Origin of the sequence: Aeromonas eucrenophila (assembly GCF_000819865.1) — a bacterium.
Taxonomy (GTDB): domain Bacteria; phylum Pseudomonadota; class Gammaproteobacteria; order Enterobacterales; family Aeromonadaceae; genus Aeromonas; species Aeromonas eucrenophila.
The window spans coordinates 86720-113698 of sequence record NZ_CDDF01000017.1 but is presented as its reverse complement, the minus strand read 5'-3'; the positions used below and the strand labels follow the sequence as shown (position 1 = coordinate 113698).

Sequence of the window (26979 nt, the reverse complement as noted above, 5' to 3'; positions counted from 1 at the left end):
TCGCGAAGGAGAGACAGTTTGTCTGCCGATTGAGATCCCCTTGCCCTGGTAGCGGAGTTCTTGGCGCTTTGTATAGTGCAGGAAAATAATCAATCAGGTTTGACAGGAGTACCCCATGGACATGAAGAAACGCGGTATGAGCGCAATGGCGCTGTTGGGCGCACTGCTGTTGGGCAGCGGCCCGGTACTGGCCTCTGAAGATCTCAACACCGTCCTGGGTGGCGGCCTCGGCGGGGTGGCGGGCACCATGATCGGCAAGCAGCTGGGCGGGGATACCGGCGCCCTGGTCGGCGCCGCCGTCGGCGGTGCGGCTGGTGGGGCAGCCACGGCGAACAAGGGTAACAAGAACGAAGCCGCCATTGGTGGCGCGGTCGGTGCCCTCGGCGGTGCCGCCATCGGCAAGAGCGTGGGGGGCGACACCGGTCGCATGATCGGCGCCGGTGTGGGTGGTGCCGGTGGCGCCGCCATCGGGGCTAGAACCGGCGATGGCCACGAGTCCCGTGACAACTACAAGGGCGGCCGCCGTTACTATGATGACAACGGTTATCACCGCGGCCATCACAAGAAGCACAAGAAACACAAATGGCACGATGACGATTGATGCCAATGGCACTAGCCATCGACGAGAAGAGGGGCCCATGGGCCCCTCTTTGCATTCTGTTGATCAGACCAGCCGATCCGCCAGCCACGCCTGCCTTGATATCAGACCAGCCGATGCTGGCGTCGGCCGACGGCGAAGGCGTTGATATTGTCGATCAGCTGATCGGCGAGGCGCTGCATCGACTCTGCGCTGGCCCAGGCCACGTGGGGGGTCAGAATGAAGTTGGGGTATTGCAGGGCCCGCATCAGTGGGTGGTCGGGGGGCGGTGGCTCCTGGCTCGCCACATCGAAACCGGCGCCGCCGAGCCGGCCGTTGGCCAGCGCCTCGAGCAGGGCCTGCTCGTCTACCAGGCCGCCCCGGCCCACGTTGATGAGCAGGGCGCCCGGCTTCATCATGGCCAGCTCCCGCTCGCCTATGAGATGGCGGGTATAGGGGGTCAGCGGGCAGTGCAGGCTGATGACATCCGCGCTCTGCAGCAGGGCATCCAGCGGCAGCCTGTCTTCATCACCGACGGCGCCGACCTGGCTCTGGGCGTAATAGACCTCCATGCCGATGGCGCTGGCCCGTTGACCCAGGGCCTGGCCCAGGGTGCCCTTGCCGATGATGCCGAGGCGCTTGCCGTGCAGATCCGAGATGGGGTGATCGAAGAAGCAGAACTGGCCGCTCTGCTGCCAGCGCCCCTCCAGCAGGGATTGGCGCCAGGCAAACAGGTTGCGTGACAGGGCCAGCATCAGCGCCATGGCGTGCTCGGGAACCGAGGGGCCCGAGTAGTTGCGAATGTTGCACACAGCGACATTGGCGGCGCGGCAGGCCTCCAGATCCAGGTTGTCGCTGCCGGTAGCGGCCAGGGCGATCAGGCGAAGCTCGGGTAGCTCGGCCAGCTCGGCGGCGCCGATACGGATCTTGTTGATGATGGCGATGCTGGCGCACCTGAGCCGCTCCACCACCTGATCCTGCGCCGTGTTGGGGTAGCTCTGCCAGTGATGGGGAAAGTCGGGACGACCCAGCTTGATGCCGGCGTCCAGGGTGTCGCTGTCGAGAAACACGATTTGCTGCATGAAGCCTCCTGCCATTGATGAGGTCATCATGCCAAAGATGGGGGCAGGATGACCAGTCCGGTGGCCTGGGGCTACCACCGTGACTTGGCCCAAACCTGCTTATGGACCGTGATTGGGTCAGATCCAGCCGAGATGAGTCAGCCAGCCCTGGATGCGACCCGGCGTTTCATCCAGCTCCATCAGGGCGTAGGGGCGGTAGTTGAGCTTGTGGCTGCGGCGGCTCTCGCTCCTGCGCGCCTCTGCCGCCAGCAGTGGCCAGCGCCCTCCTTCCTCCTGATAGAGATCCAGGGTCGGAATGCTGGCCTGGGCCACCTGTTTTGCCAGGGTCTGGTTGCTCAGCTGATTGGGGAAGAAACCGTCGAGCAGCACCAGGGCGTCGGGGGCGGGAAGTTGTTCGCTGGCGATGAGGTTGGCCGCCCAGGCTGCGCTGGTGCCCTGCGCCAGCAGCAGCTTGAAGCCGCCCTCCTGCAGCTTGGCATCGCTCAGCTTGACGATGCGCTCGGCAAATTGCTGGCGAAAGGCGTCCATGGTCTTCTGCTTCTTCTCTGCGGCCGGATCCAGCTCGGTCTGCTGGGGGGAGGGCAGCAGCAACAGGGTATCGAAGCCGAGCCGGCCGAGATCCCGGGTCAGCTGCCACAACTGGCCGCTGCGCTGCCAGTCCGGCAACAGTATGGCGAGCCCCAGGTAGTTATCACTGCTGTGTTTGGCGAACAATACCGTCTGCTTGTCTACCTGAGTGCTGGCTGGCAGGCCTTTCCAGTCGGCCTCCTGCCAGTGGTCGAGCGGTGCGGGAGGCGCCTGCTCGCTGGCCGACAAGCAGTGGCTTGCCAGCAGGCTCAACAACAGCAGTGGTAAGGATAATCTGGCCATATGCGCTCCCCGGTTAATCGGGTTAACGGCGGCAGATCCTTTTTCTGAAGGGCGGCGAGCGTTTTGCGGTGCCTGGTAGGGGGAAGGAGCAGGCCCCTTCCCCCTGAGCCTTAACGTTGTGCCAGTCTGGCCAGCTGCCGATCGTGCAGGGGAGAGAACAGCAGCAGGGCGCTGATGGCTCCGATCAGGGCGCAGAACATGTCGGACTGGGTATCCCAGGGATCCCCCTGGGTGCCGAGGAACTCGTCCGCCCCCTGACCCAGTGCCACCGCGGCGCCCCATTCGATCAGCTCATAGGTGGCGCTGATGGCCAGCACCACGCAGATCACCAGAAACGCCAGCATGCGTTTGCCTTGCACATGGTGGCCGCGCAGCAGTATCTCCCGGCAGGCCAGGGCGGGCACCAGGCCCTGGAAGAAGTGACCAATCTTGTCATAGGGGTTGCGGCTGAGCTCGAACCACTGCTGCAAGTCGAAGCCGAGCGGTACCCGGGCATAGGTGTAGGCGCCCCCCAGGATCAGCACCAGGGCGTGCAGGAAGATGCCGAGATAGAGCAGGCTGGTGAGGGGATAGCTACGGTGACTCAGCAATAGCAACGGCATGACGATGAGCACGGGAATGACTTCCAGCAGCCAGGTCACGCGGTCATAGGGTTGCCAACCAGAAACGGCCAGTGCCAGCAGGGTGAGCAACAGCAGCAGGATTTTTTGATGAGATGTCATAGGGAGCCCGTGATGAAGGAGAAGTCTGACTTCATGGTGTAGCCCCGATTGACGCGAGATGGAAGGGGGCGAACGAATTCTCCCCCCATCCGCGGCCCACTGTCACTGACCCGGGCTGAACGGCACTGGCGCTATTGCGCACAAAGAAAAAGCGAGCCTGGGCTCGCTTTTTCGACACTGGCATGAAGCCGTCGGATCAGTTGACGCGACGCTTGAACTCGCCGGTGCGGGTATCGATCTCGATCTTGTCGCCGATCTCTACGAAGGCGGCAACGGCCAGCTCGTAGGTGGTGCCCTTCAGACGGGCAGGCTTGGTCACTTTACCGGAGGTGTCGCCACGGGCGGCCGGCTCGGTGTACTCAACTTCGCGGACGATGGTGGTCGGCAGCTCGACGGAGATGGCTTTCTCGTTGTAGAAAGTCACTTCGCAGATGTCTTCCATGCCGTCAACCATGTAGTTCAGCGCGTCACCCAGGTTGTCTTTCTCGACGTCGTACTGGTTGTACTCGGTGTCCATGAAGACATACAGGGGGTCGGAGAAGTAGGAGTAGGTGCACTCTTTACGCTCCAGTTGAACGACTTCCAGCTTGTCGTCAGCCTTGAATACGGTCTCGGTGGCGCTGCCGTTCAGCAGGCCTTTCAGCTTCATCTTGACCACGGCGGAGTTACGGCCGGATTTGTTGAATTCGGCTTTCTGGACCACCATCGGCTCGGTACCGATCATGACGACGTTACCAGCGCGGATTTCCTGTGCGGTTTTCATGTAAAAATTCCTGTTCGTATACGGGCAGATAAAAACTGCCAGATTATATACGGCTTTCTAAAAATTTCACCAGCCGAGTGACGAGATCCCCATCGACAAGCAACTTCTGTGACCAGCTTCGCGCATGTTGTTGCCAAATAGTGGCGAATTGCGGCCATTGGGCCCAGAGTTCGCGCACATCTTGCCCATGATTGAGGGCCAGGTTGAAGGCGCGCAACCAGTGGGCAACATCGGTTGGCAACGCCGCCAGATAGTGGTTGAGGAAGTCATCGAGCTTGGCGATGTGGGCCTGATCGTCCTGGGGGTAGATGTGCCACAGGAAGGGACTGGCCGCCCACTGGGCCCGCACGAAGGAGTCTTCGCCGCGCACCAGATTGAGATCGCAGCTCCACAGCAGCCGATCGTAGCCGGCCTGATCTGTCATCGGCAGCAGCTTGATGGTGAGATGGCCCGAGTGCAGCAGATCCCCGGCCTGAGCGGTGGGGATGGCGTTTGCCAGTCCGGCCCCGGTCAACACATCGCGGAGCGAACGGCCCAGCGGCAGCAGCAGGGTGACCGGGGTGGGGCCCTGGCACCAGCTCTGTACCAGACTGATGAGCGCCGGGCTCTCGTAGGTAAAGAGGCTGATCCTCAGCTCGTCTTCCCCCTTGGGCGGCAACCCCAGGCCGGCCCAGTAGGCGGCAAGCCCCGCCTCGTCTTGCTGCCACTGCTCCCGCGCCGTGATCAGCCCCTGTTCGCACAGCAAGCCGCCGGTTTTGGCGGTGAAGCCAGGGAAGAAGAAGTATTTATTGAGGCTCCGGTTGCCCACCCGCTGGGGGGAGGCGAGGCCGTGACAATCCTCGACCCAGGCCTCGGCACTGAGGTATTCCAGATTGATCCAGCAAGGGGGCGGGCTCTGCTCGGTCATGGCCTGCACGAAAAGGGCGGGCAGCTCGCAGGCGAAGGCTTCGATGACGACCCGGGCCGGGACCGTCTCGGACGCAATGTCGCCCTGCCAGCGCTGGATGTAGATGCCCTGCTGCCACTGACCATCCCGCGCGGGATCCAGTCCCGGGCAGATGCGGGCGAAGCTCGCCAGATCGTCCACCCAGAGCCGGACCTGACCACGACCCTCCCGCCGCAACTGGCTGGCCAGCCGCCAGGTGACACCGATGTCACCGAAGTTGTCCACGACGCAGCAGAAGATATCCCAGTCAAACGGGGGCAGAGAAAGAGGCGCAGGGGTCGCCATGGGTGGGCACCTATATAAAAAGGAGATAAAAAAACCGGTGGGCAGGGTAGCACACCGGCTGACAGGCTTCTAACGGTCGGCATTGGGCCGAAGAGGAACTTACTCCTTGCCGTAGACGTTGTTTTCCTGCTCACGCACCCGGATAAAGGTGGTGCGTTTGGTCAGCTCTTTCAGCTGGCTCGCGCCCACATAGGTGCAGGTGGAGCGCACGCCGCCGAGGATGTCGCGCACGGTATTTTCCACCGGGCCGCGATAGGGCAGCAGCACTGTTTTGCCCTCGGAGGCGCGGTAGTCGGCGATGCCACCGGCGTGCTTGTCCATGGCGCTGGACGAACTCATGCCGTAGAACTTCATGAAGGGGGAGCCGTCCACGTCCACCACTTCGCCGCCACACTCCTCGTGGGCTGCCAGCATGCCCCCCAGCATCACGAAGTCGGCGCCGCCGCCGAAGGCTTTCGCCACGTCACCCGGGCAGGTGCAGCCGCCGTCACCGACGATCTGGCCACCGAGGCCGTGGGCCGCATCGGCACATTCGATGATGGCGGAGAGCTGCGGGTAGCCGACCCCTGTCTTGACCCGGGTGGTGCAGACAGAGCCCGGGCCTATGCCGACCTTGACGATGTCGGCGCCGGAGAGGATCAGCTCCTCCACCATCTCGCCGGTGACCACGTTGCCCGCCAGGATGACGTGGTTCGGGCAGGCCTCGCGGATCCGGCGCAGGAACTCGACGAAGTGCTGGGAGTAGCCGTTGGCCACGTCCACGCAGATGAAGCGCAGGGCCTCTGACATGGCGAGGATCTGGCGAGTCTTGGTGAAGTCCTCTTCGGATGTGCCGGTCGATACCATCACATGGCCGAGCAGGGCCGGATCGGTGTCGTTCACGAAGGTTTGCCACTGCGCGAGGCTGTAGTGCTTGTGTACCGCCGTCATCATCTCGAAGCCGGCCAGGGTTCTGGCCATGGCGAAGCTGCCGACCGTGTCCATGTTGGCGGCGATGACGGGCACCCCCTGCCACTGGGTCTGGGTGTGCTTGAAGGTGAACTGACGGGTCAGGCTGACTTGGGAACGGCTCTTGAGAGTAGAGCGCTTGGGGCGGAACAGGACATCCTTGAAACCGAGCTTCAAGTCTTCTTCGATACGCATTGCGAATTCCTTATTGAGCCTTGTTTGATACGTCACTTTTGCAGTGGGCAAATTTTCGGCAGGCACAAAAAAACCGCAGGTTTTCAAGGCCTCCGGTTTACAACAGTCTAGGGAAAAATCCCGTCAGAACAAGACTGATAATTCACGAAGCCTTGTGTTAGCCTTTGGCGTCACAACCTGAGCGTGGCAGTGGGGGTCATCCAGCACCTCTCTGGTGCCACCTGCCCCTCGCCTTATTTCCCCCTCAACGCCCTCCTGGCCAGACGCTGTCGCGCCGCGAGCCTGCGCCCCAGCCGGATTTCCGACTTTATCCCCTTCGCGGGTTTTGCCAGTTGACAGTCGTCATGGCGCTGCCCACTCTGGCAGAGCGGGCCATTGCCGGTCCGCCTCGATGAGGAAGACAACGTGTCCGGATCACATAAATTTCGCTGGTTGCTGCTGACCAGCCTCTGCCTGTCCCCCGGCATCTGGGCCGCCCCGACCGTCTACGGCTGGATCGAGAAGGGATTGATCATGCCGGATGCGACGTCGGCGAAGGGGGTGGCGGTGAAGATGAAGCTCGATACCGGTGCCCTCACCTCGTCTCTGGACGCGCGATCCTTGCAGCACTTCAAACGTGATGGCAAACCCTGGGTGCGCTTCACCCTGGTGCTGACCGATGCCAACACGGACAAGGAGGTGACGCAGACCCTGGAGCGGCCGGTGGAGCGCAGCGTGACGGTGCGCGGTGCCGGTGGCATGGAGCAGCGACCCACGGTGACCATGTCCATCTGCCTCGGTGACAAGGTGTACAAGGAGTGGTTCACCCTGCGGGATCGCAGCGACATGAACTATCCGGTGCTGTTGGGGCGTCGCCTCTTGGCCGAGCTGGGGCCGGTGGACTCCAGCCGTACCTTTACCGTGCAACCGAACTGCGATTAGCGGCGAGCCGCCAGCTTGCCTGATACAAAAACGGCCCACCGGGGGCCGTTTTTACATTCAGGGATGGGCGGGGGACGCCTCTATGTGGTGGGGAATGGGCAGCCAGATGCTGACCTCCAATCCACCGTGTGGGCGGTTGTGTACGTCCAGATCCGCGCCGTGCAACTCGGCGATGCGCCGCACTATGGCCATGCCGAGCCCCACACCATCCCCCTGCTGGGGATTGACCCGATAGAAGCGTTCGCACAGACGTGACAGCGCCGCGGTGGGAATGCCGGGGCCACTGTCCCTGATATCCACCCTGACCCTGTTCCCCTCTGCGGCGATCACCACCGCAATCTCGCCCCCGGCCGGGGTGTAGCGCAGGGCATTGTCGATGAGATTGCCAAACATCAGGTCCATCAGCACGGCTTGCCCCATCACCTGCAGGTGCTCCTCCCCCTCCAGCGAGAGCTGTTGCTCCTTCTTGAGGGCGAGCGGCGCCAGGGTGGCCAGGGTTCCTTGCAGCAACTGGCTCAGATCCAGCCGATTCAGGGCCGGTGTCTGCTGGTTGTCGATGCGGGCCTGAGTCAGCAACTGACGGATCAGCCGATCGCTGCGATCGAGGGCCAGCAGCATCTTGCGCAGCGCCTGCTCCCGAGTGGCATCGTCCTCGGCCGCCATCACGTTCTCGCTGTGAATGCGCAGCACCGCCAGCGGGGTGCGCAGCTCGTGGGCCGCCTCGTTGGTAAATTGCTTCTCCCGCTCTATGGTGTCGGCCAGGGTGTGCATCAGCCGGTTGATCTCGTTGACGATGGGTGTCAGCTCCTCGGCCTTGAGGCTCAGGGTGAGCGGGCTCAGGTTGGCGGGATGGCGTTCACTGATGGCCTGGGCGACCTGGCGCAACGGGGACAGGCCGGCCGAGACCAGCCACCACAGCAGGCCGAGCAGGAAGGGCAGGGTGATGAACAGCGGCAGCATGGTCAGGGTGGCCATGCTGCTGGCCAGCTCGCCGCGCTCGTCGTCCCGCTCCGCGACGATGAGCCAGGTGCGCTCATCCTCGTTGTAGAGGGTGAAGGTGCGCCATTCGTGATGATCGGTGGTCTCGCTGTTGAAGCCGCGCTCCAGGGTGGTCAGCGGCTGGGCCGGCGCGCTCGGGGAGCGCAGCAGTATGGCACCCCGCTCGTCGAGCAGCTGGAAGTAGAGATTGCGTTCGAACTCGTGACCGTAGGGGGTGAACTCCCGATCCCGGGCCAGCAGATTGAGGCCGGGCTCCTCATGGTACTGCTCGGGGGCGCTCTGCTCCCACTCCTCATAGATGGTGCCACCTGCCGGCAGGCGTTGATGTTGCGCCATGTAGCCCATCAACAGCTGGTTGGTGATGCGAGCGGACTGGGCGAGGCGGGCATCGAACAGCTCTTCCATCTCGTGGTTCGCCTCGAGATAGCCGATGAAGCCGCTGACGGCCAGGCTGACGCTGACCAGGGCCAGTATCCCGGCGAGCAGGAAACGGCGAATGGAGCGGACGCGGGTCATGAGCGGGGCGATCCCTCTGTGCCTGGGGCATTGCGTGGCGAGTCAGTCTGCGACTCGAGCTGCGGCACTATGTAGCCCACTCCGCGGATGTTGCGGATGAGCTCGGAGTAGAACTTCTTGCGCAGGTGATGGATGTGTACCTCCACCGCGTTGCTCTCGGCCCCCTCATCCCAGCCATAGAGGCTCTGCTGCAACTGCTCCTTGCTCAGCACCCGGCCGCATTGGCTCACCAGCTCCTGCAGCAGCTTGTATTCGTGGGGGGTGAGTTTGACCGCGTCACCGCGATAGGTGACCTGCTGGGCGTCGGGGTGGATCAGGATATCCCCGTATTCCAGGCTGGCCTGGGCCTGGCCTTTGCTGCGGCGTACCAGGGCGCGCAGGCGGGCATTGAGCTCCTGCAGGGCGAAGGGTTTGACCATGTAGTCATCGGAGCCCGCATCCAGCCCGACCACTCTATCGTCGAGGGCATCGCGGGCGGTGAGGATCAGCACGGGCAGTTGGTGTCCCTCCCGGCGCAGCTTGCGCAGCAGGCTGATGCCATCGATGTCCGGCAGGTTGAGATCCAGGATCATGGCGGCAAATTCGTTACTCTTGAGTGCGGTGAGGGCCGGCAAGCCCTGTTGCAACCAGTCCACGGTGTAACCGCTGTGGCGAAGGGCATCCTGCATGCCATCCCCCAACATCACATCATCCTCTACCAACAGGATCCGCATCTTTGTCGTTCTCCATCCATCAAATCGCCGCCATCGGACAGGTCGGCGGCTCCAGTTTACATCATCGAGGAAGCAGGATGGCACTCATCACTTGGCGTTGTGGCTTGTGATGCCGGACTGCCCGTGGCGGGCATAGCGTTCGATGACCGCTCGCTGACGGGCCAGCAGCCGGTCGACCAGCCAGGGGCAGAGGGCGTTGAGGCGCACCATCATCGCCTGGGGCCAGCCGAGCCAGCTGCGGCGGGTTCCGCTGCACAAGGCGATGACAGCTTGCTCGGCCACCACATAGGGGCTGTCGATGGGGGTGCCGAGGGCCACGTTCATGGCGTAGGCGGCCTCGGAGTCCAGCCGGGTGCGGGTGGTGCGCGGGGCGAAGTGGAGCACCCTGATGCCCGAGCCTTCCAGCTCACGGGCGAGGGCCTCGCTGAAACCGTGCAGGGCGAATTTGCTGGCGCAATAGACGCTGTAACCGGGGTGGCCGACGGCCCCCAGATTGGCCCCCACGTTCATGATGACGGCGGGTTTGCGCAGCCTCGGTAGCAGGGCCCGGGTGAGCTGGATGGGGGCCTCGATGTTGAGGCGCAGCTGGCGCTCGACCTGCTCCGCGCTCTGATCTTCCAACCAGGCGAACTGGTTGGTGGCGGCGTTGTTGATCAGCACGTCCAGCCCTTCATCCAGCATGGGGTGTTGCAGCAGGCTGGCCCGCTCGGACGCCGAGCAGAGGTCGGCGATCACTATCTGATGCCGCTCGGGCTGAGTCAGATCCCTGCGCAGTCGCTCCAGTACTGCAGCCCTGCGGCCCTGCAACAGCAAGTGCGCCCCCTGCGCCGCGAGCTCCTGGGCCAATGCTTCGCCTATCCCGCCGCTGGCACCGGTGAGCAGCACGCGTTTTCCTTGCAGTTTCATGATGAGATGTCCATCGCTAAGAGCAGACCGAGGGGAGGCGCAATCTGGCCTGGGCCTTGGGCCATGAGGACCGCCGACCCGCACCTGTTACTCGCAAGAATAAGGGATGAGGCTTAAGGAAGCCTTAAGGAAGGGATCTCCGCCCATCGCAACCGGCCGGTCAGAGGGCGCCAAAATTCCTTGCCAGCGACCGAGGGGGAAGGCACCCTGCCGGGCATTCGTTCAATGCGAGACTCCTTATGGCTTCCTCCCCCTGCTGCCCACTCTGCGATCATCCCCAGAGTTATCCTCTGCCCGTTGCCGGCAAGCATTACCATCGCTGCCTCGGCTGCGAGCTGGTCTGGCTGGACGCGGCGGATCACCTGGACGCCTGGGCGGAGAAGGCGGTCTATGACGATCACGACAACAGGGTGGACGATCCCGGTTATCGCCGTTTCCTGATGCGCGCCTTCGGGGAGGTGCTCGCCCGGGTGCCCCCCCCGGCCAGCGGCCTCGATTTTGGCTGTGGCCCCGGCCCTGCGCTCATCGCCATGGGGCGAGAGGCGGGTTACCGGATGGCGGGTTACGACAAGTTCTACGCCGACGAGCCGGAACTGCTCGACCGGCAATACGACTTCATCACCAGCACCGAGGTGATCGAGCATATCGCCGACCCCAAAGATGCCCTGGACCGCCTCTGGGCCTGCCTCAAACCTGGCGGCCTGCTGGTGTTGCAGACCCAGCGAGTGCTCGGGGACGAGCGCTTCAAGAGCTGGCGCTATCGCCACGATCCGACGCACATCGTGTTCTTCGCCGAGGCGTCCTTTCGCGCCCTGGGGGCCCGTTGGCAGGCAGCAGTCGAGTTCCCCCATCAGGATGTGGTGGTCTTCACCAAATCCTGACGTGGCCGTTTCCATTTGCCGCTGACTTGGGCATGCTGATGACCCGCAACCAAGGAGTGGTTTGCCATGTCGATCCCTCATCTCTCCCTGCAAGACGCCCGTCACCTGCAACTCGCGGCCCAGGGGCTGCTGACGCCTCCCAGGCGCAAGGCGCGGCCGGCCGACGTGCTGGCCTGCATTCAGCGCATGGCGCTGCTGCAGATAGACACCATCTCGGTGGTGGCGCGCAGCCCCTATCTGGTGCTGTTCAGCCGCCTCGGCCAGTACGAGCCCGCCTGGCTTGAGCAATTGCTGGCAGGGGGCGACCTCTTCGAATACTGGGCCCACGAGGCCTGCTTCGTCCCCCGGGAGGATTACCGGCTGCTGCGCCATCGCATGCTGGATCCCGCCGCCATGGGCTGGAAGTTCTCGGCCCACTGGCTCGCGACTCATCAGCAGGAGATAGGCGAGATCATCGAGCGGATCCGCCAGCACGGCCCGGTGCGCGCCGCCGACTTCGAGCGCAAGGGTGAAAAGGGCAATGGCTGGTGGGACTGGAAACCCGAGAAGCGCCACCTGGAGGTGTTGTTCACCGCCGGCCAGTTGATGGTGCGCGAGCGGCGTAACTTCCAACGCGTCTACGATCTCGCCGAGCGGGTGCGCCCGGACTGGGACGACGGTCGGGACTTGCCGAGCCCGGAGCAAGCGCAGCGGGACATGGTGCGGGCCAGCTGCCGGGCGCTCGGGCTGGTCAAGACCGGTTGGGTGGCGGACTACTATCGCCTGCGCCGTGGCAAGTACGATGCCCTGCTGCATCAGCTGGCGGACGAGGGGGAACTGCTGCCGGTGCGGGTCGAGGGCTGGCAGCACGGCGCCTTCGTGCACGCCTCCCTGGCCGATGAACTGGCGCAGGCACAGGCGGGTTCCCTCAAGGCGACCCACACCGCCGTGCTGTCCCCCTTCGATCCCCTGGTGTGGGATCGCAAACGGGCCAAGGAGCTGTTCGACTTTGACTACCGCATCGAGTGCTACACCCCGGCCCCCAAGCGGCAATACGGTTACTTCGTGTTGCCCCTGCTGCACCGCGGCAAGCTGGTGGGCCGGCTCGATGCCAAGGCCCATCGCCAGCAGGGGCTCTTCGAGATAAAGAGCCTCTATCTGGAGGCGGGGGTCAGGGTGACCCATATCCTGGCGCAGGATCTGGCCAAAGCGCTGCAGCGGCTGGCGGATTGGCATCAGACCCCGACCCTGCAATATGGCGCCATCCCAGCCCCCTTGCTGGCGCTCTGGTCCAAAGCGCCCTAGCGGGCAGGGTCATAGCCAACTCATGACAGACAAATAATGCAGACAAATAAAAACCGGGCGCCTTGGTGAAGGCGCCCGGTTTGGCATGTCAGTCTGGCAACGCTTGTTACTGGAGTACCAGCACCATCAGCAGGCCGACCGTGATGGCAGACACCAGGAAGGCGAAGCCATAGAACACATAGTGGTGCAGCTTGGTGGTGTGGATCCCCAGGTCATGCAGGCCGTGGTAGATCCGGTGCATGCCGTGCCAGATGGGCAGGGCGATGATCACCAGCAGGATGCAGGCACCCCACCAGGAGCTGGCGAAGGCGAGCACGCGCTCGTAGCTCATGGTTTCCACGTCCATGATGCCCATGGGCACCAGCAGACCGGTAATGAGGACAATCACCGGCAGCAACATGGCAACCACCATGCCACCGGCACCAAAGAGTCCCCAGTAAATGGGTTCGTCAGAACGTCTCATCATTTATCTCCTCAAGCCACGATGATCAGGATCAGCAGGGATACCACCGCCAGTGCCACGTACTGGGCGATGACAATCGGCTTCTCCGGCACCAGGTCTTCACCGCGGAAGATGCGCATGGCCTTGGGCGCCAGGGCGAACCAGGTCTTGGCGTGGAACAGGCAGGCTGCCAGTGCGATGACGTGGAACAGGATGGCTACCGGGCTCTGCAGGGATTCCAGCCAGCCGTTGAACGCTTCCTGACCCTGGACCAGGCGCATCAGCCCCCACATCAGCACCACGGCGTAGATGGAGACGAAGATACTGGTGCCTTCGCGGATCATGTAACCGGTATAGAAGGCGTTCTTCAGCCACCAGTCTTTCTTCATTTCGCGCACGTAGGGCTTACGTTTGCTATTGGTGTTGTTCATGGTCTCACTCCTGGTCTCAATCCGGCTTGAACATGGCGATCATGTAGTCCTTGGCGCTCTCGACCTTGCCAAGCTGGATGGCGGCGGCCGGATCCACGCCCTTCGGACAGACGTCGGAACAGTAGCCCACGAAGGTACAGCCCCAGACGCCTTCGTCCTGGCTGAGGATCTTCATCCGCTCCTTGGACGCGCCATCGCGGTTGTCGGCGTTGTAGCGATAGGCCAGTGCCAGTGCCGCAGGACCGGTGAACTTCTTGTTGATGCCGTACTGCGGGCAGGCGGCGTAGCACAGACCACAGTTGATGCACATGGAGAACTGGTGATACTTCGCCATGTCAGCCGGGGTCTGGATGTACTCGCCATCGCACAGGTTGCGCGGCTCAGACGGGATGATGTAGGGCTTGATGCTCTCCAGCTTCTCGATGAAGTCGGACATGTCGACCACCAGATCGCGTTCGATCGGGAAGTTGTTGAGCGGCTCGATCTTCATCTTGCCCGGCAGGTAGTCCCGCAGGAAGGTCTTGCAGCCCAGCTTCGGAATGCCGTTGACCATCATGCCGCAGGAGCCGCAGATCGCCATCCGGCAGGACCAGCGGAAGCTCAGGGTGGAGTCCAGCTGATCCTTGATGTACTGCAGCGCGTCCAGCAGGGACATCTCTTTCAGGTAAGGAACCTGGAAGGTCTGCATCCAGGGCTCGTTGTCCTGCTCCGGTCGGTAGCGCAGGATCTCAATTTCGATCATCTCAGCCATTCTTCTTAGCCTCGTCTTGTTTCTCACCCTCGGAACCGTACACACGTTTTGCCGGTTGGGATTTAGTGATCTTCACATCGGAGTAATCGATGGTCGGGACGCCTTCCTGGTTGTAGAAGGAGAGGGTGTGCTTGAGGAAGTTCACGTCGTCGCGATCCTCGTAACCGTCCAGACGCTGGTGGGAACCACGAGACTCTTTGCGGTTGATGGCGGAGTGCGCCATGGCTTCGGCCACGTCCAGCATGTAGCCCAGCTCGATGGCGTACAGCAGATCGGTGTTGAAGACGGAGGACTTGTCGTTGATCTTGACCTTCTTGTAACGGGCTTTCAGCTCGTTGATCTTGTCGATGGTGCCCTGCATCAGCTCTTCGGTACGGTAGATACCGACCCCGGCTTCCATGGACATGCCCAGCTCGTTGCGGATATCGGCCGGGTTTTCGGTGCCGTCGATGTCGAGCAAGGAGAGGTGCTGCTTGATCAAGGCCTCGGCCTTGGCGGCCAGGGCGGCGGTGTCGCCGTGGGCCTGGGTCTTGGCGAATTCACCGGCATGCTCGCCCGCTACCTTGCCGAATACCACTATCTCGGACAGGGAGTTGGAGCCCAGACGGTTCGCACCGTGCAGACCGACGGAGGCACACTCGCCGAGGGCATACAGACCCGGCATGCGAGTGGCGCACTGGCCGTTGGTCTCGATGCCACCCATGGTGTAGTGGGCGGTCGGACGGACCGGGATCGGCTCCTTGACCGGATCCACACCCACGTAGGCCTTGGCCAGCTCGCAGATGAAGGGCAGACGCTCTTTCAGATATTTCTCGCCGAGGTGGCGCAGGTCGAGGTGAACCACGTCGCCCATGGGGCCCTGGATCACGCGGCCTTTCTGCTGCTCTTGCCAGAATGCCTGGGAGAGGCGGTCGCGGGGACCCAGCTCCATGTGTTTGTTCTTCGGCTGGCCGACCGGGGTTTCCGGGCCCAAGCCGTAGTCTTGCAGGTAGCGGTAGCCATCCTTGTTGAGCAGGATGCCACCCTCACCACGACAACCTTCGGTCATCAGGATGCCGGTGCCCGGCAGACCGGTCGGGTGATACTGGACGAATTCCATGTCGCGCAGGGGCACGCCGTGGCGGTAGGCCAGCGCCATGCCGTCACCGGTGACGATGCCACCGTTGGTGTTGTAGCGATACACGCGACCGGCGCCACCGGTGGCCAGAATGACGGACTTGGCCTGGATGAAGCGGGTGATGCCGTTCTGGATGTCGAAGGTCAGCACCCCTTGCACGCGGCCATCTTCCACGATCAAGTCCATGCAGAAGTGCTCGTCGAAGCGCTTGATGCTCGGGTACTTGATGGAGGTCTGGAACAGGGTGTGCAGGATGTGGAAACCGGACTTGTCGGCCGCGAACCAGGTGCGGGGGATCTTCATCCCGCCGAAGGCGCGTACGTTGGCCTTGCCATCCGGCTTACGGCTCCAGGGGCAACCCCAGTGCTCCAGCTGAACCATCTCCTTGGTGGCGTTGTTGACGAAGTAGTCCACGACGTCTTGTTCACACAACCAGTCGCCACCGGATACGGTGTCGTTGAAGTGGTTTTCGAGGGAGTCATCATCACGGACGACGCCGGCGGCGCCACCTTCTGCGGCCACTGTGTGGCTGCGCATAGGGTAAACCTTGGAGATCAGGGCGATCTCCAGATCAGGGTGGGCCTCTGCTATGGCGATAGCGGCACGCAGGCCACCACCACCGGCACCGATGATGGCGACATCGGTCTTGATAATATCCACATCTGCCTCCTTAGGGATAGATTTGCTGGGCACGATTTTGCTCGATTAAAAAAATTCAGGCTTGATGCAAGTCAAACTGGTTTGTTTTAGTGCGTGGCAATGGTGGTTTTTACTGTAACCACCCCATTCCTTGGATAAAAACGCCGTCATTATCGCCATCCATCAGTCATCCGGATCAGCCGTAATCATTGCTATGGTTATTTTAACCCCAAGATTATATGTAGTTTTCTTTCAAAAAAATGAGAAATGCCTCTCTTTTTAGGTATTACCCCTAAAGTTTTTAAGTTTTTTATCAAAAATATTTAATAATAATTATTCTCACGCTTTTTGTGCCAGACAAGACTTCAAAAAAGTAATGCGAATATAGCTGAGGTAACGCGCAGGCAGGCTGTATGTGACCTGAATGGAGAGGACCGTCACAAAAATGACCGGGGTGGTCATCTGGTAATAACTACTGAAACAAAAGGGTTTTTACGAAAAAAAGGGGCCTGGATGGCCCCTTGGTTTGAATGGTCTCAGATGCGGAACATGCCGACCTGATTGTTCAGCTCACCTGAAATATTTTTAAGTTGAGCCGACAGATTGCGGGAACTGTCGGCATCCACCGCCAGCTCGTCGGAGACGTCCTTGACCGCCTGGATGTTGCGGCTGACCTCGTCGGTCACCGCCCGTTGCTCCTCGGCGGCGCTGGAGATCTGGGTCGCCATGTCGGAGATCTGGTTGATGGAGGTGGTGATCTGCTCCAGTGCCTGAGTGGCATCGTTCGCATCCTCCACGCTGTTCTGCGCCAGCAGCTGGCCCTCGTGCATGGTGCTGACGGCGCCCTGGGTGTTGCGTTGCAGGGTTTCGATCATGCTGCGGATCTCGACGGTGGAGCTGTGAGTGCGCTGGGACAGCACCCGTACCTCGTCGGCCACCACCGCGAAACCACGGCCCTGTTCACCGGCCCGGGCGGCCTCGATGGCGGCGTTCAGCGCCAGCAGGTTGGTCTGCTCGGCGATGCCCTGGATGGTGGAGAGGATGGTATTAATCTCCTGCGCGTTCTTCTCCAGCTCCTGGATGATGCCGGAGGCCTGCTTGACCTGGGTCGCCAGATCCGTGATGGAGCGCTGGTTGCGGGCGATCACCTGCTTGCCGTGTTCACAGCTGCTGGAGCTGCTGCGGGCCGCCTCGGCGGTCTGCTCGGCGTTGCTTGCCACCTCCACCGCAGTGGCGGACATCTCGTGCACCGCAGTTGCAATCTGGGAGATCTCGTTCTGCTGGCGCGCCAGCCCCTGGTTGGATTTTTCCGCCATGTCGTGGGACGACCTGGCCTGCTGATTGAGCTGCCCCGAGGAGTTGGAGATGTCCTGCACCATCACGTGGATGCGCTCGATGAAGGTGTTGACGTGCTTGGCGACGGTGCCGACCTCGTCTTCACGCTCGATCTTGATGCGGCGGGTCAGATCGCCGTTGCCGCGGGAGAGATCCGCGATGGCCTCACCCAGGGTCTTGAGCGGTGCCAGGGAGCCGTTGATGGCCACGTAGGAGAAGCCCGCGACGATGAGGATGGTCAGCAGTCCCTGCAGCAGGGCGGAGGTGACCATGCGGGAGACGGACTGATAGGCCACGGCCTCGTCCACCACGATGCCGAAGTACCAGTTGGTGTTGGGGATCTCGGTGAGATCGAACACGCTCGCCTTGCCGCTGATTTCCATCTCGGAGATGGTGTTGTCATGGGCCAGCTCGTTGACCTTGGCGGCGGTCAGCTCGGGGGAGATGGCAGTGGCCTGCTTGAGGGTCAGCGCCTTGTCCGGGTGGGCGATGATGGTGCCGTTGCTGTCCACCAGGATGGCGTAGGTGCCCTCGGAGTTCATGGCCAGCACGTCCCGCACCAGACCATCGATGGAGACGTCACCGGCGATCACCCCCTGGGTGTTGCCGCGGGTGAAGGGCTCGGCGATGGTGATGATGAGCTGGTTGGTGCCAGCGTCGGCATAGGGGGAGGTGACGATCGATTTGCCCGCCGCCGTGGCGTCTTTGTACCAGGGGCGTTGGCGGGGATCATAGTCTGCCGGCAAGTCGGTCGGCTTGCTCTGGATCATCCGGCCTTCTTTGGTGCCCACGTAGACCAGATCGAAGTTGCCCGCGTTCATGGACTGGGCGAGGTGGCTGATGGGTTCATCTTCCTTGGCGAAGGCCTCCTTGGTGGCGGTGACCAGGTTGATGCGGGCATCCAGCCAGCGGGAGATGCCTTTGACGTTGGAGGCCGAGCTGTCGTCGATGAAGCTCCAGATCAGCCGCTGGGTTTCACTGCGCAGCTGGGTGGTGTTGTACCAGACTTGCAAGCCCGTAATAACCAAAATGATGGCCCCGATGGCGAGGACCAGCTTGTTCTTGATGGATAGATTCATAGTTACATCCTTGTGAGCGTCAGTCTGAGATCTGCGGTGTTTGTTATTGTTATTGGCCTATTTTGTATCGGCCTGGATTGCACTTTATGTATCCCGATGCGCACTTATTTTTCCGTTTTTTTCACCTTCCTATGGCCCGCCAGGGCGCGTCAATACTCAGCTGAATCGATCTGGGCGGTTGGTAAAGATACCATCGACACCCATGGCTGCGAGTGTGTCTCGGTCACTCACCTCATCGACGGTGTAGACCAGGACTCTCAACCCTCGCCGGTGGGCATCCGCCACCAGCTCGGCGTCGACAAAATCCACATCGCAATTGAGAGACCAAGCCCCCAGTTGCTCGGCAAAGCGGGCATGTTGCAGCGGCAGGTTGGCGGTCAGGGCGCCGAGGCGCAGCTCGGGTCGCAACCGGGCGAAACGCGCCAGCTCCGGATGATGGAAGGAGGAGATGACCCACTGAGCGGGGGTGAAGCCAAGCTCAGACTCGGCCCGCCGGGTCAGGGTCGCCACCGCCTCGGCGGTATGAGGGCCCTTGAGCTCGATGTGCAGCTCGCAGCGCCCCGCAATCAGGCTCATCACCTGCCATAGGGTCGGGATCCGCTCCCCTTCGCCCGCATCCAGCGTTGCCAGATAGGCGGCGGACTGCTGGGCGAGCACCCCGTGGCCATCGGTGCAGCGTTCCAGACGCCTGTCGTGGAATACCCACAACTCGCCATCGGCCTGCTGCACGTCGAGCTCGATGGCGCTGGCCCCGAGTTCGATGGCCAGCGCCATCGCCTTGAGGGTGTTCTCCGGCGCCAGCCCGCTGGCCCCGCGATGGGCAATGATCTGCATTGTATGGCTCCTGTTGTTGATGTTGGTGCACGGCGCTGCGCTGCGCTTGTTGCACCCTACCAGCCCCGTAGGGTGCAATGAACAACGTGAATTGCACCGCTATCCTATCAGCCCCGGCTCATCCTGATATCGATCTGCTGATGGGGCAGATGCATGCCGACGTTATGCAGTTTCTCCAGGATCAGCGAATGGACCTCGTGGGTGCATGAGACATTCGGTGATCCTCTGTGCCCTGGGGTTAGCCCCGGCTCATTCTGATATCGATCTGCTGATGGGGTAGATGCATGCCGACGTTATGCAGTTTCTCCAGGATCAGCGAATGGACTTCATGGGTGCATGAGACATTCGGTGATCCTCTGTGCCCTGGGGTTAGCCCCGACTCATTCTGATATCGATTTGCTGATGAGGCAGATGCATGCCGACGTTATGCAGTTTCTCCAGGATCAGCGAATGCACTTCGTGGGTGATCGGCATTCTGTGGTCCATGTTGTTCACATAGAGCCGGATCTCGTAGATGAGGGCCGAGTCGGTGAATTCGATCAGGAACACCTCCGGAGTGGGGGTATCCAGCACCAGGGTGGATTCACGCACGCACTGCTCCAGCAGCTGCTGCACCCGCTTGGGCTCCTGGGTCAGGCCGATGCGGATGCGCAGCTTGACCCGGGTGATGGCATCGGACAGTGACCAGTTGATGAACTGCTCGGTGATGAACGCCTTGTTGGGGACGATGATCTCCTTCCTGTCCCAGTCGACGATAGTGGTGGCTCGCGTCTTGATCTTGGTGACGGTGCCGGTCAGATCCCGGATGGTGACGGTGTCGCCGAGCCGGATCGGCTTCTCGAACAGGATGATGAGGCCGGAGACGAAGTTCGCGAAGATCTCCTGCAGGCCGAAGCCGAGCCCCACCGAGAGTGCCGCCACCAGCCACTGGGTCTTGGACCAGTCGATGCCGAGCATGGAGAAGCCGGTGAGGGCGCCTATCAAGAGCACCAGATACTTGCTGACCGTGGTCAGGGCGAAGCCGGTGCCGGGGGAGAGGCTCAGATGCTGGAGCAGGGTGAGCTCCATCAGCCCCGGCAGGTTGCGGGCGGTGACCACGGTCAGGATAAAGACGAAGGCGGTCAGCATCAGATCCTGCAAGGTGATGGCGGAGAGTTGTTCTATGCCGGCCACCTTGCTGCTCACCTGCCATACCTCGATGCTGCTGAGGAAGCTGAAGGCGGAATTGAGATCCGACCATTGCACCACCACCAGCATGGTGAAGCCCAGCATCAGCAGAGTGCGCACCAGCCCGAGGGACTGGGCGCTGATGGTGTCCAGATCCAGCTCTGGCTCCTCCACCGCATCGGGGATCTCCGAGCTGAGATCGTCCTCGTCCCGCTCCCGCTGGGCCAGGATCTCGGCTCGCCTGTGCTTGGCGCGATCGAAGGCCAGCCGGCGGCGCTGGATCAGCATCCAGCGCCGTGCCAGATAGTAGACGAGCAGGCAGCCGAGCCCCATCAGCAGGCTCAGCTCCAGCTGGCGCAGCAGGGTACGGGAGGTATAGAAGTAGCCGAACAGGGTGCCGAGCACCGCCAGCAGGGGGGCCAGCATCAGGCTGTTCCAGATGAAGTGGTGCAGCAGGTGAGGCTTGCTCATATCGGCCTGGCCCCAGGTGAGCGGCAGCCGCTCCCGGTTGAGGCGGGCGAAGAACAGCAGCAGCCAGAGCGCGCCGACGATGAAGGCCAGCCGGCCGAGGGCGTCGTAGAAGGCGTGCTCCTGATAGCTGCTCGCCATGCCCTGCACGAAGAAGCTGGGGATCAGCACCAGCAGCAGGGTCCGAAACTGGCTCCACACCCGCTGTACCCGCTCTTTCTGCCAGCGAAAGTGCAGGATCAATATTCCCTTGTCCAGGGTCAGATGGCGGGCCAGCAGCAAGGCAAGCAGCAGGAACCAGATCTCGCCGAGGCCGCGGGCGACCGCCACCGCGAACGGGTATTGCCAGGCGCCGTCCAGCAGGCCGTGGAGCATCAGCACCATGGCGGGCAGCGGCAGGGCCGCCAGCAGGGAGCGCATCAGCAGCCGGCTGGTGAGGCTGAACTTGTCCTGAGTCACCTTGCCGATGCGGGGGGCTATGTAGTTGCTGTATTCCGTCAGATGGCGGCCCAGTTTGAGCCAGCACCAGGCCAGTACCAGCAGGCCGAGCCCGGCCAGGGTCAGGCTCATGGGGCTGTTCTCGGCGATGGCCTTGGGCAGTTGCAACCAGTTGGCGGGATTGAGGGCGAGGCCGAGGGCGGCCGGGACCCCGAGCAGCACGGCGGGGCTCAGGGGGCGCACGTCCGGCATCCAGAACAGGTGGCTGGCGCTGATCTCCCGGATCTCGTCGATCTTGCTGTTCTGGCGGCTGTAGACCAGCTTGAGGCGGGTCTGCTCCTGGATCAGGGTATCGGAGGCCTCGTTGAGCCGGGTCAGCAGCTGGCGCCTGGCCTTGAGCAGGTTGTCGAGCACGGCGCGCTGGGCCCTGTCCAGGGTCACGCCATCCAGCAGACTGTCGCGCATCTGGGCAGGATCCTTGAGGGCATCCTGCTCGGTCTCGTACTGGTATTTCGCCATACGTGCCTTGACGATGGCGGACTCCAGCTTGTCCAACGGGAAGTAGGCGGGCAGGTCGGCGAGCTTGCTGCGCAGGTTCTCCCCGTAGGCGTTGCTTATCTGCAGCCACTCCAGCTGCTCGCGCACCGAGTTGATGAGATCGTTCAGGCCGGACAGGGACTTGTCGACCCCGCGCTGTTCGTCCTGCACCCGCTCTATCTGATCTTCCAGCGCGCCGAGCTGGATGGAGAGCGCCTGGTTCTGTTGCTGCTGCTCCTGTAGCAGGGGCAAGTCCGAGGTGAGCTGCTTGCGCAGCCGCTCGCTCTCGGCCAGCGCCTGCTCGGTCTTCTCCCGCCGCAACTGGTTCTGCTGGGCGAGCAGGCTGGCCTGCCATTCGTCTTCATCTGTGATGGCGAGGTTGAGCTCCTGCAGCTTCAACTTGCCCAGATCGTTGCGCTGCTGGGCGGAGAGCTGCTCCAGCTCCAGCATCTGGACCCGGTCCGACAGGCTCTGCTCCTTGAGCCGAGCCGCCAGCTGTTGGGCCTCCTGCAGGCGATCCGACTCGTTGCTGAAGCTGAGGCGATCGAGCTGGGCACGGGTCTGCTGCAACTGCTTGCGCAGCTCGTCGACCCTCAGGTGATACTCCTGGCCCGTGCTCTCCAGCTGGTTGAGGCTATCGGTGACGGCCTGGCGCTCCTTGCGCAGGTTGAGCTGGCGGTTGCTGCTGAGGCTGATGGCCTGGTGCAGCGCCTCCTCTTTGAGGGAAGAGAGGGACGGGCGGGGCTGGGGTTGGTAGTTGTGCAGGCTCTCCTTGAGGCGGGCGGATTCCTTGGGGTAGTCGATGAGGATCTGCTGATAGGCCTTGCTCTGCTCCCGGTAGCGCTGGGCGTCCCGGGCATACTGCAGCGCCTGCTGGTAGCTCTCCCGCAGTTGCTGGTTCTCCGGGCTGTCGGTCTTGGGCACACTCTGCAGCAACTCCTCGACCTGAGTGATGGCGTCATCGGCCTGGGCGAAAAAGGGGAGCAGGCTGAGACAGAGCATCAGACAGAGCAGGCGTTGCAACATGGCGCACGTTTCCGTTCATGAGAGTTGGCCCTAGCCTAAAGCAGGGGCCATGGCGGGTAAAGGCTTGCAGATTAATGACTCACAACATAAATGACGGGCGATCAGGGCCTTGTTTGGCTATTATCCCGCTCGTTTCCCCTCTTGCAGAGCATCTTATGTCCTCCCTCGATCTGGGCACGGCGCCCCTTTCTCGCCTCTTCCTGCGCTATGTCACGCCGACGGTGGCCGCCATGCTGGTCACCGGTGTCTATGTGACCATAGACGGCATCTTCGTCGGCCATATCCTGGGGCAGGACGGGCTGGCGGGCATGATGCTGGCCTATCCCATCTGCGCCGTGCTCTATGCGGTGGGGGCCCTGATCGGCATGGGCTCCTCGTCGCTCACCTCCTTCTACCTCGGCAAGGGGGAGCAGGGGAAGGCTCGCCATATCGTCGGCAATGCGCTGGTGATGGTGCTTCTCGCCTCGGCCGTGCTCGCCTTTATCGGCATTCGTTATGGTGCTGCCATGCTGGCCTGGATGGGGGCGGAGGGAGAGATCTTCGACGCGGGTCTTGCCTATTTGCAGTGGTACGCCTGGCTCGGGACCTTTGCGGTGCTCTCCATGGCGTTCACCGCCCTGCTGCGCAACGATGGGCGACCCGGTCTGACGACCTGGATCCTGGTCGGCGGCGGCGTGCTCAACGTCTTGCTCGACTACCTGCTGATGGTGGTGATCCCCTGGGGACTGGCGGGGGCTGCGATTGCCACCATGCTCTCCCAGGCGGTGACCGGCGGGCTCTGCCTGTGGCACTTCTTCACCCCCCGCAGCCAGTTGCGCATTCGCTGGGATACCCTGGTGCCGAACTGGCGGCTGATGGGGGAGACCCTGCGACTCGGGGTGTCGAGCTTCCTGATGTACCTCTATCTTTCCGTGGTGCTGGCACTGCACAACAAGGCGCTGCTGGCGGTGGGCAGCTCGCTGCACGTGGCCGCTTACGGGGTGATCAGCTACAGCGAGGCCTTCTTCTACCTCATCTTCGAGGGGATCGCCATGGGCATCCAGCCCATCGCCAGCTTCAACGCCGGGGCTGGCAACTGGCAGCGGGTGCTGCGAGTGCGCAATCTGGCGTTAGGCGTGACCATGGTGGTGGCATTGTGCGGCATGATCCCGCTCTATCTGTGGCCGGAGGCAGTGGTTTATCTGTTTGCAGGGGACAACGCGGCCCTGCTGCCGGTGGCGACTCTCGGCATCTGGCTCTACTTCTGGGGCCTGCCGATGGAAGGCTTGCTGCTGGTGGGAGCCACCTACTTCCAGGCCATCAACCGGGCCCGCATCGCCTCCCTGCTCACCGGCGGCAAGCTGGTGCTGATCGGCGGCTTCCTGTGGGGCTTCTCCTCCCTGTGGGGGGTGGCCGGGGTCTGGCTGGCGTTGCCGACCTGCAGCACAGTGCTGGTGTTGGTGATGTGGCGGGCCATGCGCAAGGAAGCCAGGCTGCATGCCATCGCGGGCTAGCCGCAGACTCTGGCTCACCAGCAGATAAAAAAGAAGAGGCAGCCCAGGCTGCCTCTTCTGCATTTGTGATGTGTGGCCTCAGGGCTTGAAGGCCCCGATGAAGATGGCGGGATCGACCCGGGCATCGTTGAGGCTGACGTTCCAGTGCATGTGGGGGCCAGTGGCACGGCCGGTTGCGCCGACCCGGCCGACGATGCCGCCACGGGGCAGGCTTTGGCCCAGCTTCACGTCCACTTTCGACATATGGCAGAACATGCTGATCAGCCCCTGGCCGTGGTCGACGAATACGGTGTTGCCGTTGAAGAAGTAGTCGCCGATCAGGATCACCTTGCCCGCCGCGGGGGCCTTGATGGGGGTGCCGGCGCCGACCGCGAAGTCCAGACCCGAGTGGGGGTTGCGCTCCTCGCCATTGAAGAAACGGCGCAGGCCGAACGGGCTGGAGAGGGGGCCGTTCACCGGCTTGTCAAACATCAGGTTGCTGGGCTGGGTGGGGCTGAAGGTCTGATAGGCCTTGGTCTGCTCCGCCAGCTCGCGGTTGATGCGGGTCATGTCTTCGGCCAGGGGATTGACCTGGCGTGTGTTCTTCAACTTGATGTGCTGCTCGCGGTAGTGCTTCTCCCCGACCTGGAAGCTGAGCTTGCGGCCATCGTTCAACACCAACTGATGGGGGCCGGCCGTACTCTTGAGCGGAATACCGACGATGGCTATCCAGTGGCGGCCTTCTTCTTTTACGACCAGCACGGGTTTGTCCTGATAGCGGGCACTGGGCGTTTGCACTTGATCGCCGAGGGGGACAACGGCGACACCACCGGGGACGGGATGATTAAGCAGCCGACTGATGAAACCGGGCTCGGCAGAGAGATGAGTGCTACCCAGCAGCAGGACGAGAAAGAATAGGCGACGCATTACGACTCCATCGAATAACAGGGGATGAGATAAAGGGGAAAATGATGCCACATTCCCGCCGGGCTGTCCGTCACCTTGGACAAGGACGCCGGCCAAAGATGTTGCCCGGTCGCGAGCAAGCTTCACCACTCTGTGCTATTTACTAATGTGTCACTAGTTGTTGGTTGTTGAATGAAACCCATTGTGACAGAAGGGATATTCGCGCTGGCAGGGAAAATGGCGGTCGCCGGCGGCACCCAGGGTAAATGGAGGTTGTGATGAAGACGAACGCTCTCTTAATGCTCGCACTCGCCATGGGCGGGCTGGTATCGGTTCCCGTTGCCGCCTTCAACGGCACCATTACCATCAATGGGGAAGTGACCGCAGGCACCTGTGCCATCGCCGTCAATGGCGGTACCGCATCGGCCACCGTGACCCTGCCCACCGTCAGCACCAATGCGTTGACCAGCATAGGCCAGACTGCAGGGGCGACAGGATTCAACCTCGCACTCACCGGCTGCCCGGTAACGGGATCTGTACGTGCCTACTTCGAGAATGTCGGGGTGGCCCAGGCCACGGGCAACCTGACCAACAAGGCCGTGGCCGCGGGTGGCAAAAACCCGGCCCAGAACGTGGAAGTGCAGATCCTGTCGGCCAACAGCACTGCCATCGACCTTCGCACCAACACCAACAACTCCCTGGTCAGTTTCAGCGGTACCGGGACGGCCACCCTCTACTACAGCGCCCAGTATGTCGCCACGGGAGCCGTCGGGGCCGGTCTGGTCTCGGCGGATCTCATCTATTCGCTGGATTACCACTGAGAGCCGTCCCATGAGCCGGCTCGGTAGTTGGAACGGAAAGGGAACTGTGCTGGGTCGCCTGCTCTGGTGCTTGGCTCTCTTGTTGCCGTGGCAGGCCTGGAGTTATGTCCAGATTTCCGGCACCCGGGTCATTTATCCTGCCGCCGCCCGCGAGGTCACGCTGGAACTGATCAACAAGGGCAATACCCCCTCGCTGGTACAGGTGTGGATCGATTCCGGTGACCGCCGCATCCGGCCGGGTGCCGAGGCGGTTCCCTTCCTGATCACTCCCCCCATCACCCGTATCGAGGCGCAGCGTGGACAGTCGCTGCGCCTCGCCTATGTCGGGCAGGGGCTGCCCCAGGATCGCGAGTCGGTATTCTGGCTGAATGTGCTGGAGGTTCCGCCGAGCGCCAAATCCACCCAAGCGGGTCAGAATCTGGTTCAGCTCGCCTTCCGCTCCAGGATCAAGCTGTTTTACCGACCCGAGGGGTTGGCAGGCGACATGGAGCACTCCGCCCATCACCTGAGCTGGAGTCTCGTCAGGCAAGGGGCGGGTTATGCGCTGCGTGCCAGCAACCCGAGCCTCTACCACGTCAGCATCAGCAATCTGGAGCTGCAAACGGCCCAGACGAAGCGCTATAACAACCTCAGCGGTGGCATGGTGGCCCCGGGGGGCAGCTTCGATTTCCCGGTCGATCGTCTCTCTGGCACCGTGCATGCCAAGGCGGTGACCTTCTATTGGCTCAATGACTATGGCGCCCGCGAGGTGGGCCGATTCGTCTTCAACTGATCCCTTGGTGTGGGAGCTGGATGCCCAAGCCGCCTCTCCCTGCACCTCTGCTGGCTCTGAGAGGGGAGGTATGCCGTGATTGCCAGCGTTCTCCCGTTATCCATACCCTTCACCCATATCTTTTCCTGGCGCCCTC

24 protein-coding genes are annotated in these 26979 nt (G+C 62.3%); 7 read left to right on the top strand and 17 right to left on the bottom strand.

What is annotated here, in order from left to right:
• Nucleotides 1-115 precede the first annotated feature (115 nt).
• Nucleotides 116-601 carry a YMGG-like glycine zipper-containing protein gene (locus BN1124_RS17570; protein WP_042644019.1) on the top strand — a complete coding sequence of 162 codons (486 nt, stop codon included), beginning with the start codon at nucleotides 116-118 and terminating at the stop codon, nucleotides 599-601.
• Nucleotides 602-702: 101 nt separating this feature from the next.
• Here the strand turns inward: BN1124_RS17570 and BN1124_RS17565 are convergent, their stop codons facing one another.
• The 6 genes from BN1124_RS17565 to BN1124_RS17540 form a co-directional block, all read right to left on the bottom strand.
• Nucleotides 703-1659: a D-2-hydroxyacid dehydrogenase gene (locus BN1124_RS17565; protein ID WP_042644017.1), complete on the bottom strand. Its 957-nt coding sequence runs from the start codon at nucleotides 1657-1659 to the stop codon at nucleotides 703-705.
• A gap of 117 nt (nucleotides 1660-1776) precedes the next feature.
• Nucleotides 1777-2529 (bottom strand): DUF3530 family protein, encoded by a 753-nt coding sequence (locus BN1124_RS17560; protein WP_042644015.1) that lies wholly within the window; start codon nucleotides 2527-2529, stop codon nucleotides 1777-1779.
• A 110-nt stretch (nucleotides 2530-2639) separates the two neighbouring features.
• Nucleotides 2640-3251 carry a DUF2238 domain-containing protein gene (locus tag BN1124_RS17555; RefSeq protein WP_042644013.1) on the bottom strand — a complete coding sequence of 204 codons (612 nt, stop codon included), beginning with the start codon at nucleotides 3249-3251 and terminating at the stop codon, nucleotides 2640-2642.
• Nucleotides 3252-3447: 196 nt separating this feature from the next.
• Complete coding sequence (gene efp, locus BN1124_RS17550; RefSeq protein WP_011707002.1) at nucleotides 3448-4014, bottom strand: elongation factor P; 567 nt, start codon at nucleotides 4012-4014, stop codon at nucleotides 3448-3450.
• Between the two features lie 43 nt (nucleotides 4015-4057).
• Nucleotides 4058-5245 (bottom strand): elongation factor P maturation arginine rhamnosyltransferase EarP, encoded by a 1188-nt coding sequence (gene earP, locus BN1124_RS17545; RefSeq protein WP_042644010.1) that lies wholly within the window; start codon nucleotides 5243-5245, stop codon nucleotides 4058-4060.
• Nucleotides 5246-5344: 99 nt separating this feature from the next.
• Nucleotides 5345-6388: a GMP reductase gene (locus BN1124_RS17540; RefSeq protein WP_042644008.1), complete on the bottom strand. Its 1044-nt coding sequence runs from the start codon at nucleotides 6386-6388 to the stop codon at nucleotides 5345-5347.
• A gap of 432 nt (nucleotides 6389-6820) precedes the next feature.
• On the opposite strand from BN1124_RS17540, the gene rloA3 reads away from it, so the two are divergent.
• Entirely contained in the window at nucleotides 6821-7309 is a 489-nt protein-coding gene (gene rloA3, locus BN1124_RS17535) for a retropepsin-like aspartic peptidase RloA3 (protein WP_042644006.1), read from the top strand.
• Nucleotides 7310-7366: 57 nt separating this feature from the next.
• On the opposite strand, the gene BN1124_RS17530 is transcribed toward rloA3, so the two are convergent.
• The 3 genes from BN1124_RS17530 to BN1124_RS17520 all read right to left on the bottom strand — a co-directional run bounded on the left by BN1124_RS17530 (nucleotide 7367) and on the right by BN1124_RS17520 (nucleotide 10443).
• Complete coding sequence (locus tag BN1124_RS17530) at nucleotides 7367-8824, bottom strand: ATP-binding protein (protein ID WP_042644004.1); 1458 nt, start codon at nucleotides 8822-8824, stop codon at nucleotides 7367-7369.
• Nucleotides 8821-9537, bottom strand: a complete 717-nt coding sequence (locus tag BN1124_RS17525) for a response regulator (protein ID WP_042644002.1) — start codon at nucleotides 9535-9537, stop codon at nucleotides 8821-8823. Before BN1124_RS17525 ends, BN1124_RS17530 begins: the two co-directional genes overlap by 4 nt.
• An 87-nt stretch (nucleotides 9538-9624) precedes the next feature.
• Nucleotides 9625-10443, bottom strand: coding sequence for an SDR family oxidoreductase (locus BN1124_RS17520; protein WP_042644001.1), 819 nt, complete (start codon nucleotides 10441-10443; stop codon nucleotides 9625-9627).
• 239 nt (nucleotides 10444-10682) lie between these two features.
• Here BN1124_RS17520 and BN1124_RS17515 point away from each other — a divergent pair, with 239 nt between their 5' ends.
• Both BN1124_RS17515 and BN1124_RS17510 read left to right on the top strand, forming a co-directional pair.
• Nucleotides 10683-11324, top strand: coding sequence for a class I SAM-dependent methyltransferase (locus tag BN1124_RS17515; RefSeq protein WP_042643999.1), 642 nt, complete (start codon nucleotides 10683-10685; stop codon nucleotides 11322-11324).
• Between the two features lie 66 nt (nucleotides 11325-11390).
• Nucleotides 11391-12608 (top strand): winged helix-turn-helix domain-containing protein, encoded by a 1218-nt coding sequence (locus tag BN1124_RS17510; RefSeq protein WP_042643998.1) that lies wholly within the window; start codon nucleotides 11391-11393, stop codon nucleotides 12606-12608.
• Nucleotides 12609-12714: 106 nt separating this feature from the next.
• Here the strand turns inward: BN1124_RS17510 and frdD are convergent, their stop codons facing one another.
• The 7 genes from frdD to mscM all read right to left on the bottom strand — a co-directional run bounded on the left by frdD (nucleotide 12715) and on the right by mscM (nucleotide 22872).
• Entirely contained in the window at nucleotides 12715-13071 is a 357-nt protein-coding gene (gene frdD / locus BN1124_RS17505) for a fumarate reductase subunit FrdD (protein WP_025326128.1), read from the bottom strand.
• An 11-nt stretch (nucleotides 13072-13082) separates the two neighbouring features.
• Nucleotides 13083-13481, bottom strand: coding sequence for a fumarate reductase subunit C (locus BN1124_RS17500; protein ID WP_042643997.1), 399 nt, complete (start codon nucleotides 13479-13481; stop codon nucleotides 13083-13085).
• A gap of 16 nt (nucleotides 13482-13497) precedes the next feature.
• Nucleotides 13498-14232, bottom strand: a complete 735-nt coding sequence (locus tag BN1124_RS17495) for a succinate dehydrogenase/fumarate reductase iron-sulfur subunit (protein ID WP_033130991.1) — start codon at nucleotides 14230-14232, stop codon at nucleotides 13498-13500.
• On the bottom strand, nucleotides 14225-16009 hold the full coding sequence (frdA, locus tag BN1124_RS17490) for a fumarate reductase (quinol) flavoprotein subunit (protein WP_042643995.1): 1785 nt from the start codon (nucleotides 16007-16009) through the stop codon (nucleotides 14225-14227). The genes BN1124_RS17495 and frdA overlap by 8 nt, the downstream gene beginning before the upstream one ends.
• Before the next feature lie 515 nt (nucleotides 16010-16524).
• Entirely contained in the window at nucleotides 16525-18402 is a 1878-nt protein-coding gene (locus BN1124_RS17485; protein ID WP_042643993.1) for a methyl-accepting chemotaxis protein, read from the bottom strand.
• A 156-nt stretch (nucleotides 18403-18558) separates the two neighbouring features.
• The gene (locus tag BN1124_RS17480) at nucleotides 18559-19236 is read right to left on the bottom strand and encodes a glycerophosphodiester phosphodiesterase (protein ID WP_042643991.1); all 678 of its coding nucleotides are present in this window, start codon (nucleotides 19234-19236) and stop codon (nucleotides 18559-18561) included.
• 369 nt (nucleotides 19237-19605) lie between these two features.
• Nucleotides 19606-22872 carry a miniconductance mechanosensitive channel MscM gene (mscM, locus tag BN1124_RS17475; RefSeq protein ID WP_042643990.1) on the bottom strand — a complete coding sequence of 1089 codons (3267 nt, stop codon included), beginning with the start codon at nucleotides 22870-22872 and terminating at the stop codon, nucleotides 19606-19608.
• Between the two features lie 155 nt (nucleotides 22873-23027).
• Here mscM and BN1124_RS17470 point away from each other — a divergent pair, with 155 nt between their 5' ends.
• Complete coding sequence (locus BN1124_RS17470) at nucleotides 23028-24365, top strand: MATE family efflux transporter (protein WP_042643988.1); 1338 nt, start codon at nucleotides 23028-23030, stop codon at nucleotides 24363-24365.
• A gap of 78 nt (nucleotides 24366-24443) precedes the next feature.
• Here the strand turns inward: BN1124_RS17470 and BN1124_RS17465 are convergent, their stop codons facing one another.
• Nucleotides 24444-25271 carry a M23 family metallopeptidase gene (locus tag BN1124_RS17465; RefSeq protein ID WP_042643986.1) on the bottom strand — a complete coding sequence of 276 codons (828 nt, stop codon included), beginning with the start codon at nucleotides 25269-25271 and terminating at the stop codon, nucleotides 24444-24446.
• Between the two features lie 257 nt (nucleotides 25272-25528).
• Between BN1124_RS17465 and BN1124_RS17460 the strand changes: the two genes are divergently transcribed.
• Both BN1124_RS17460 and BN1124_RS17455 read left to right on the top strand, forming a co-directional pair.
• Complete coding sequence (locus tag BN1124_RS17460; protein ID WP_042643984.1) at nucleotides 25529-26071, top strand: fimbrial protein; 543 nt, start codon at nucleotides 25529-25531, stop codon at nucleotides 26069-26071.
• 10 nt (nucleotides 26072-26081) lie between these two features.
• On the top strand, nucleotides 26082-26843 hold the full coding sequence (locus tag BN1124_RS17455) for a fimbria/pilus periplasmic chaperone (RefSeq protein WP_052445590.1): 762 nt from the start codon (nucleotides 26082-26084) through the stop codon (nucleotides 26841-26843).
• The last annotated feature ends 136 nt before the right edge of the window (nucleotides 26844-26979 follow it).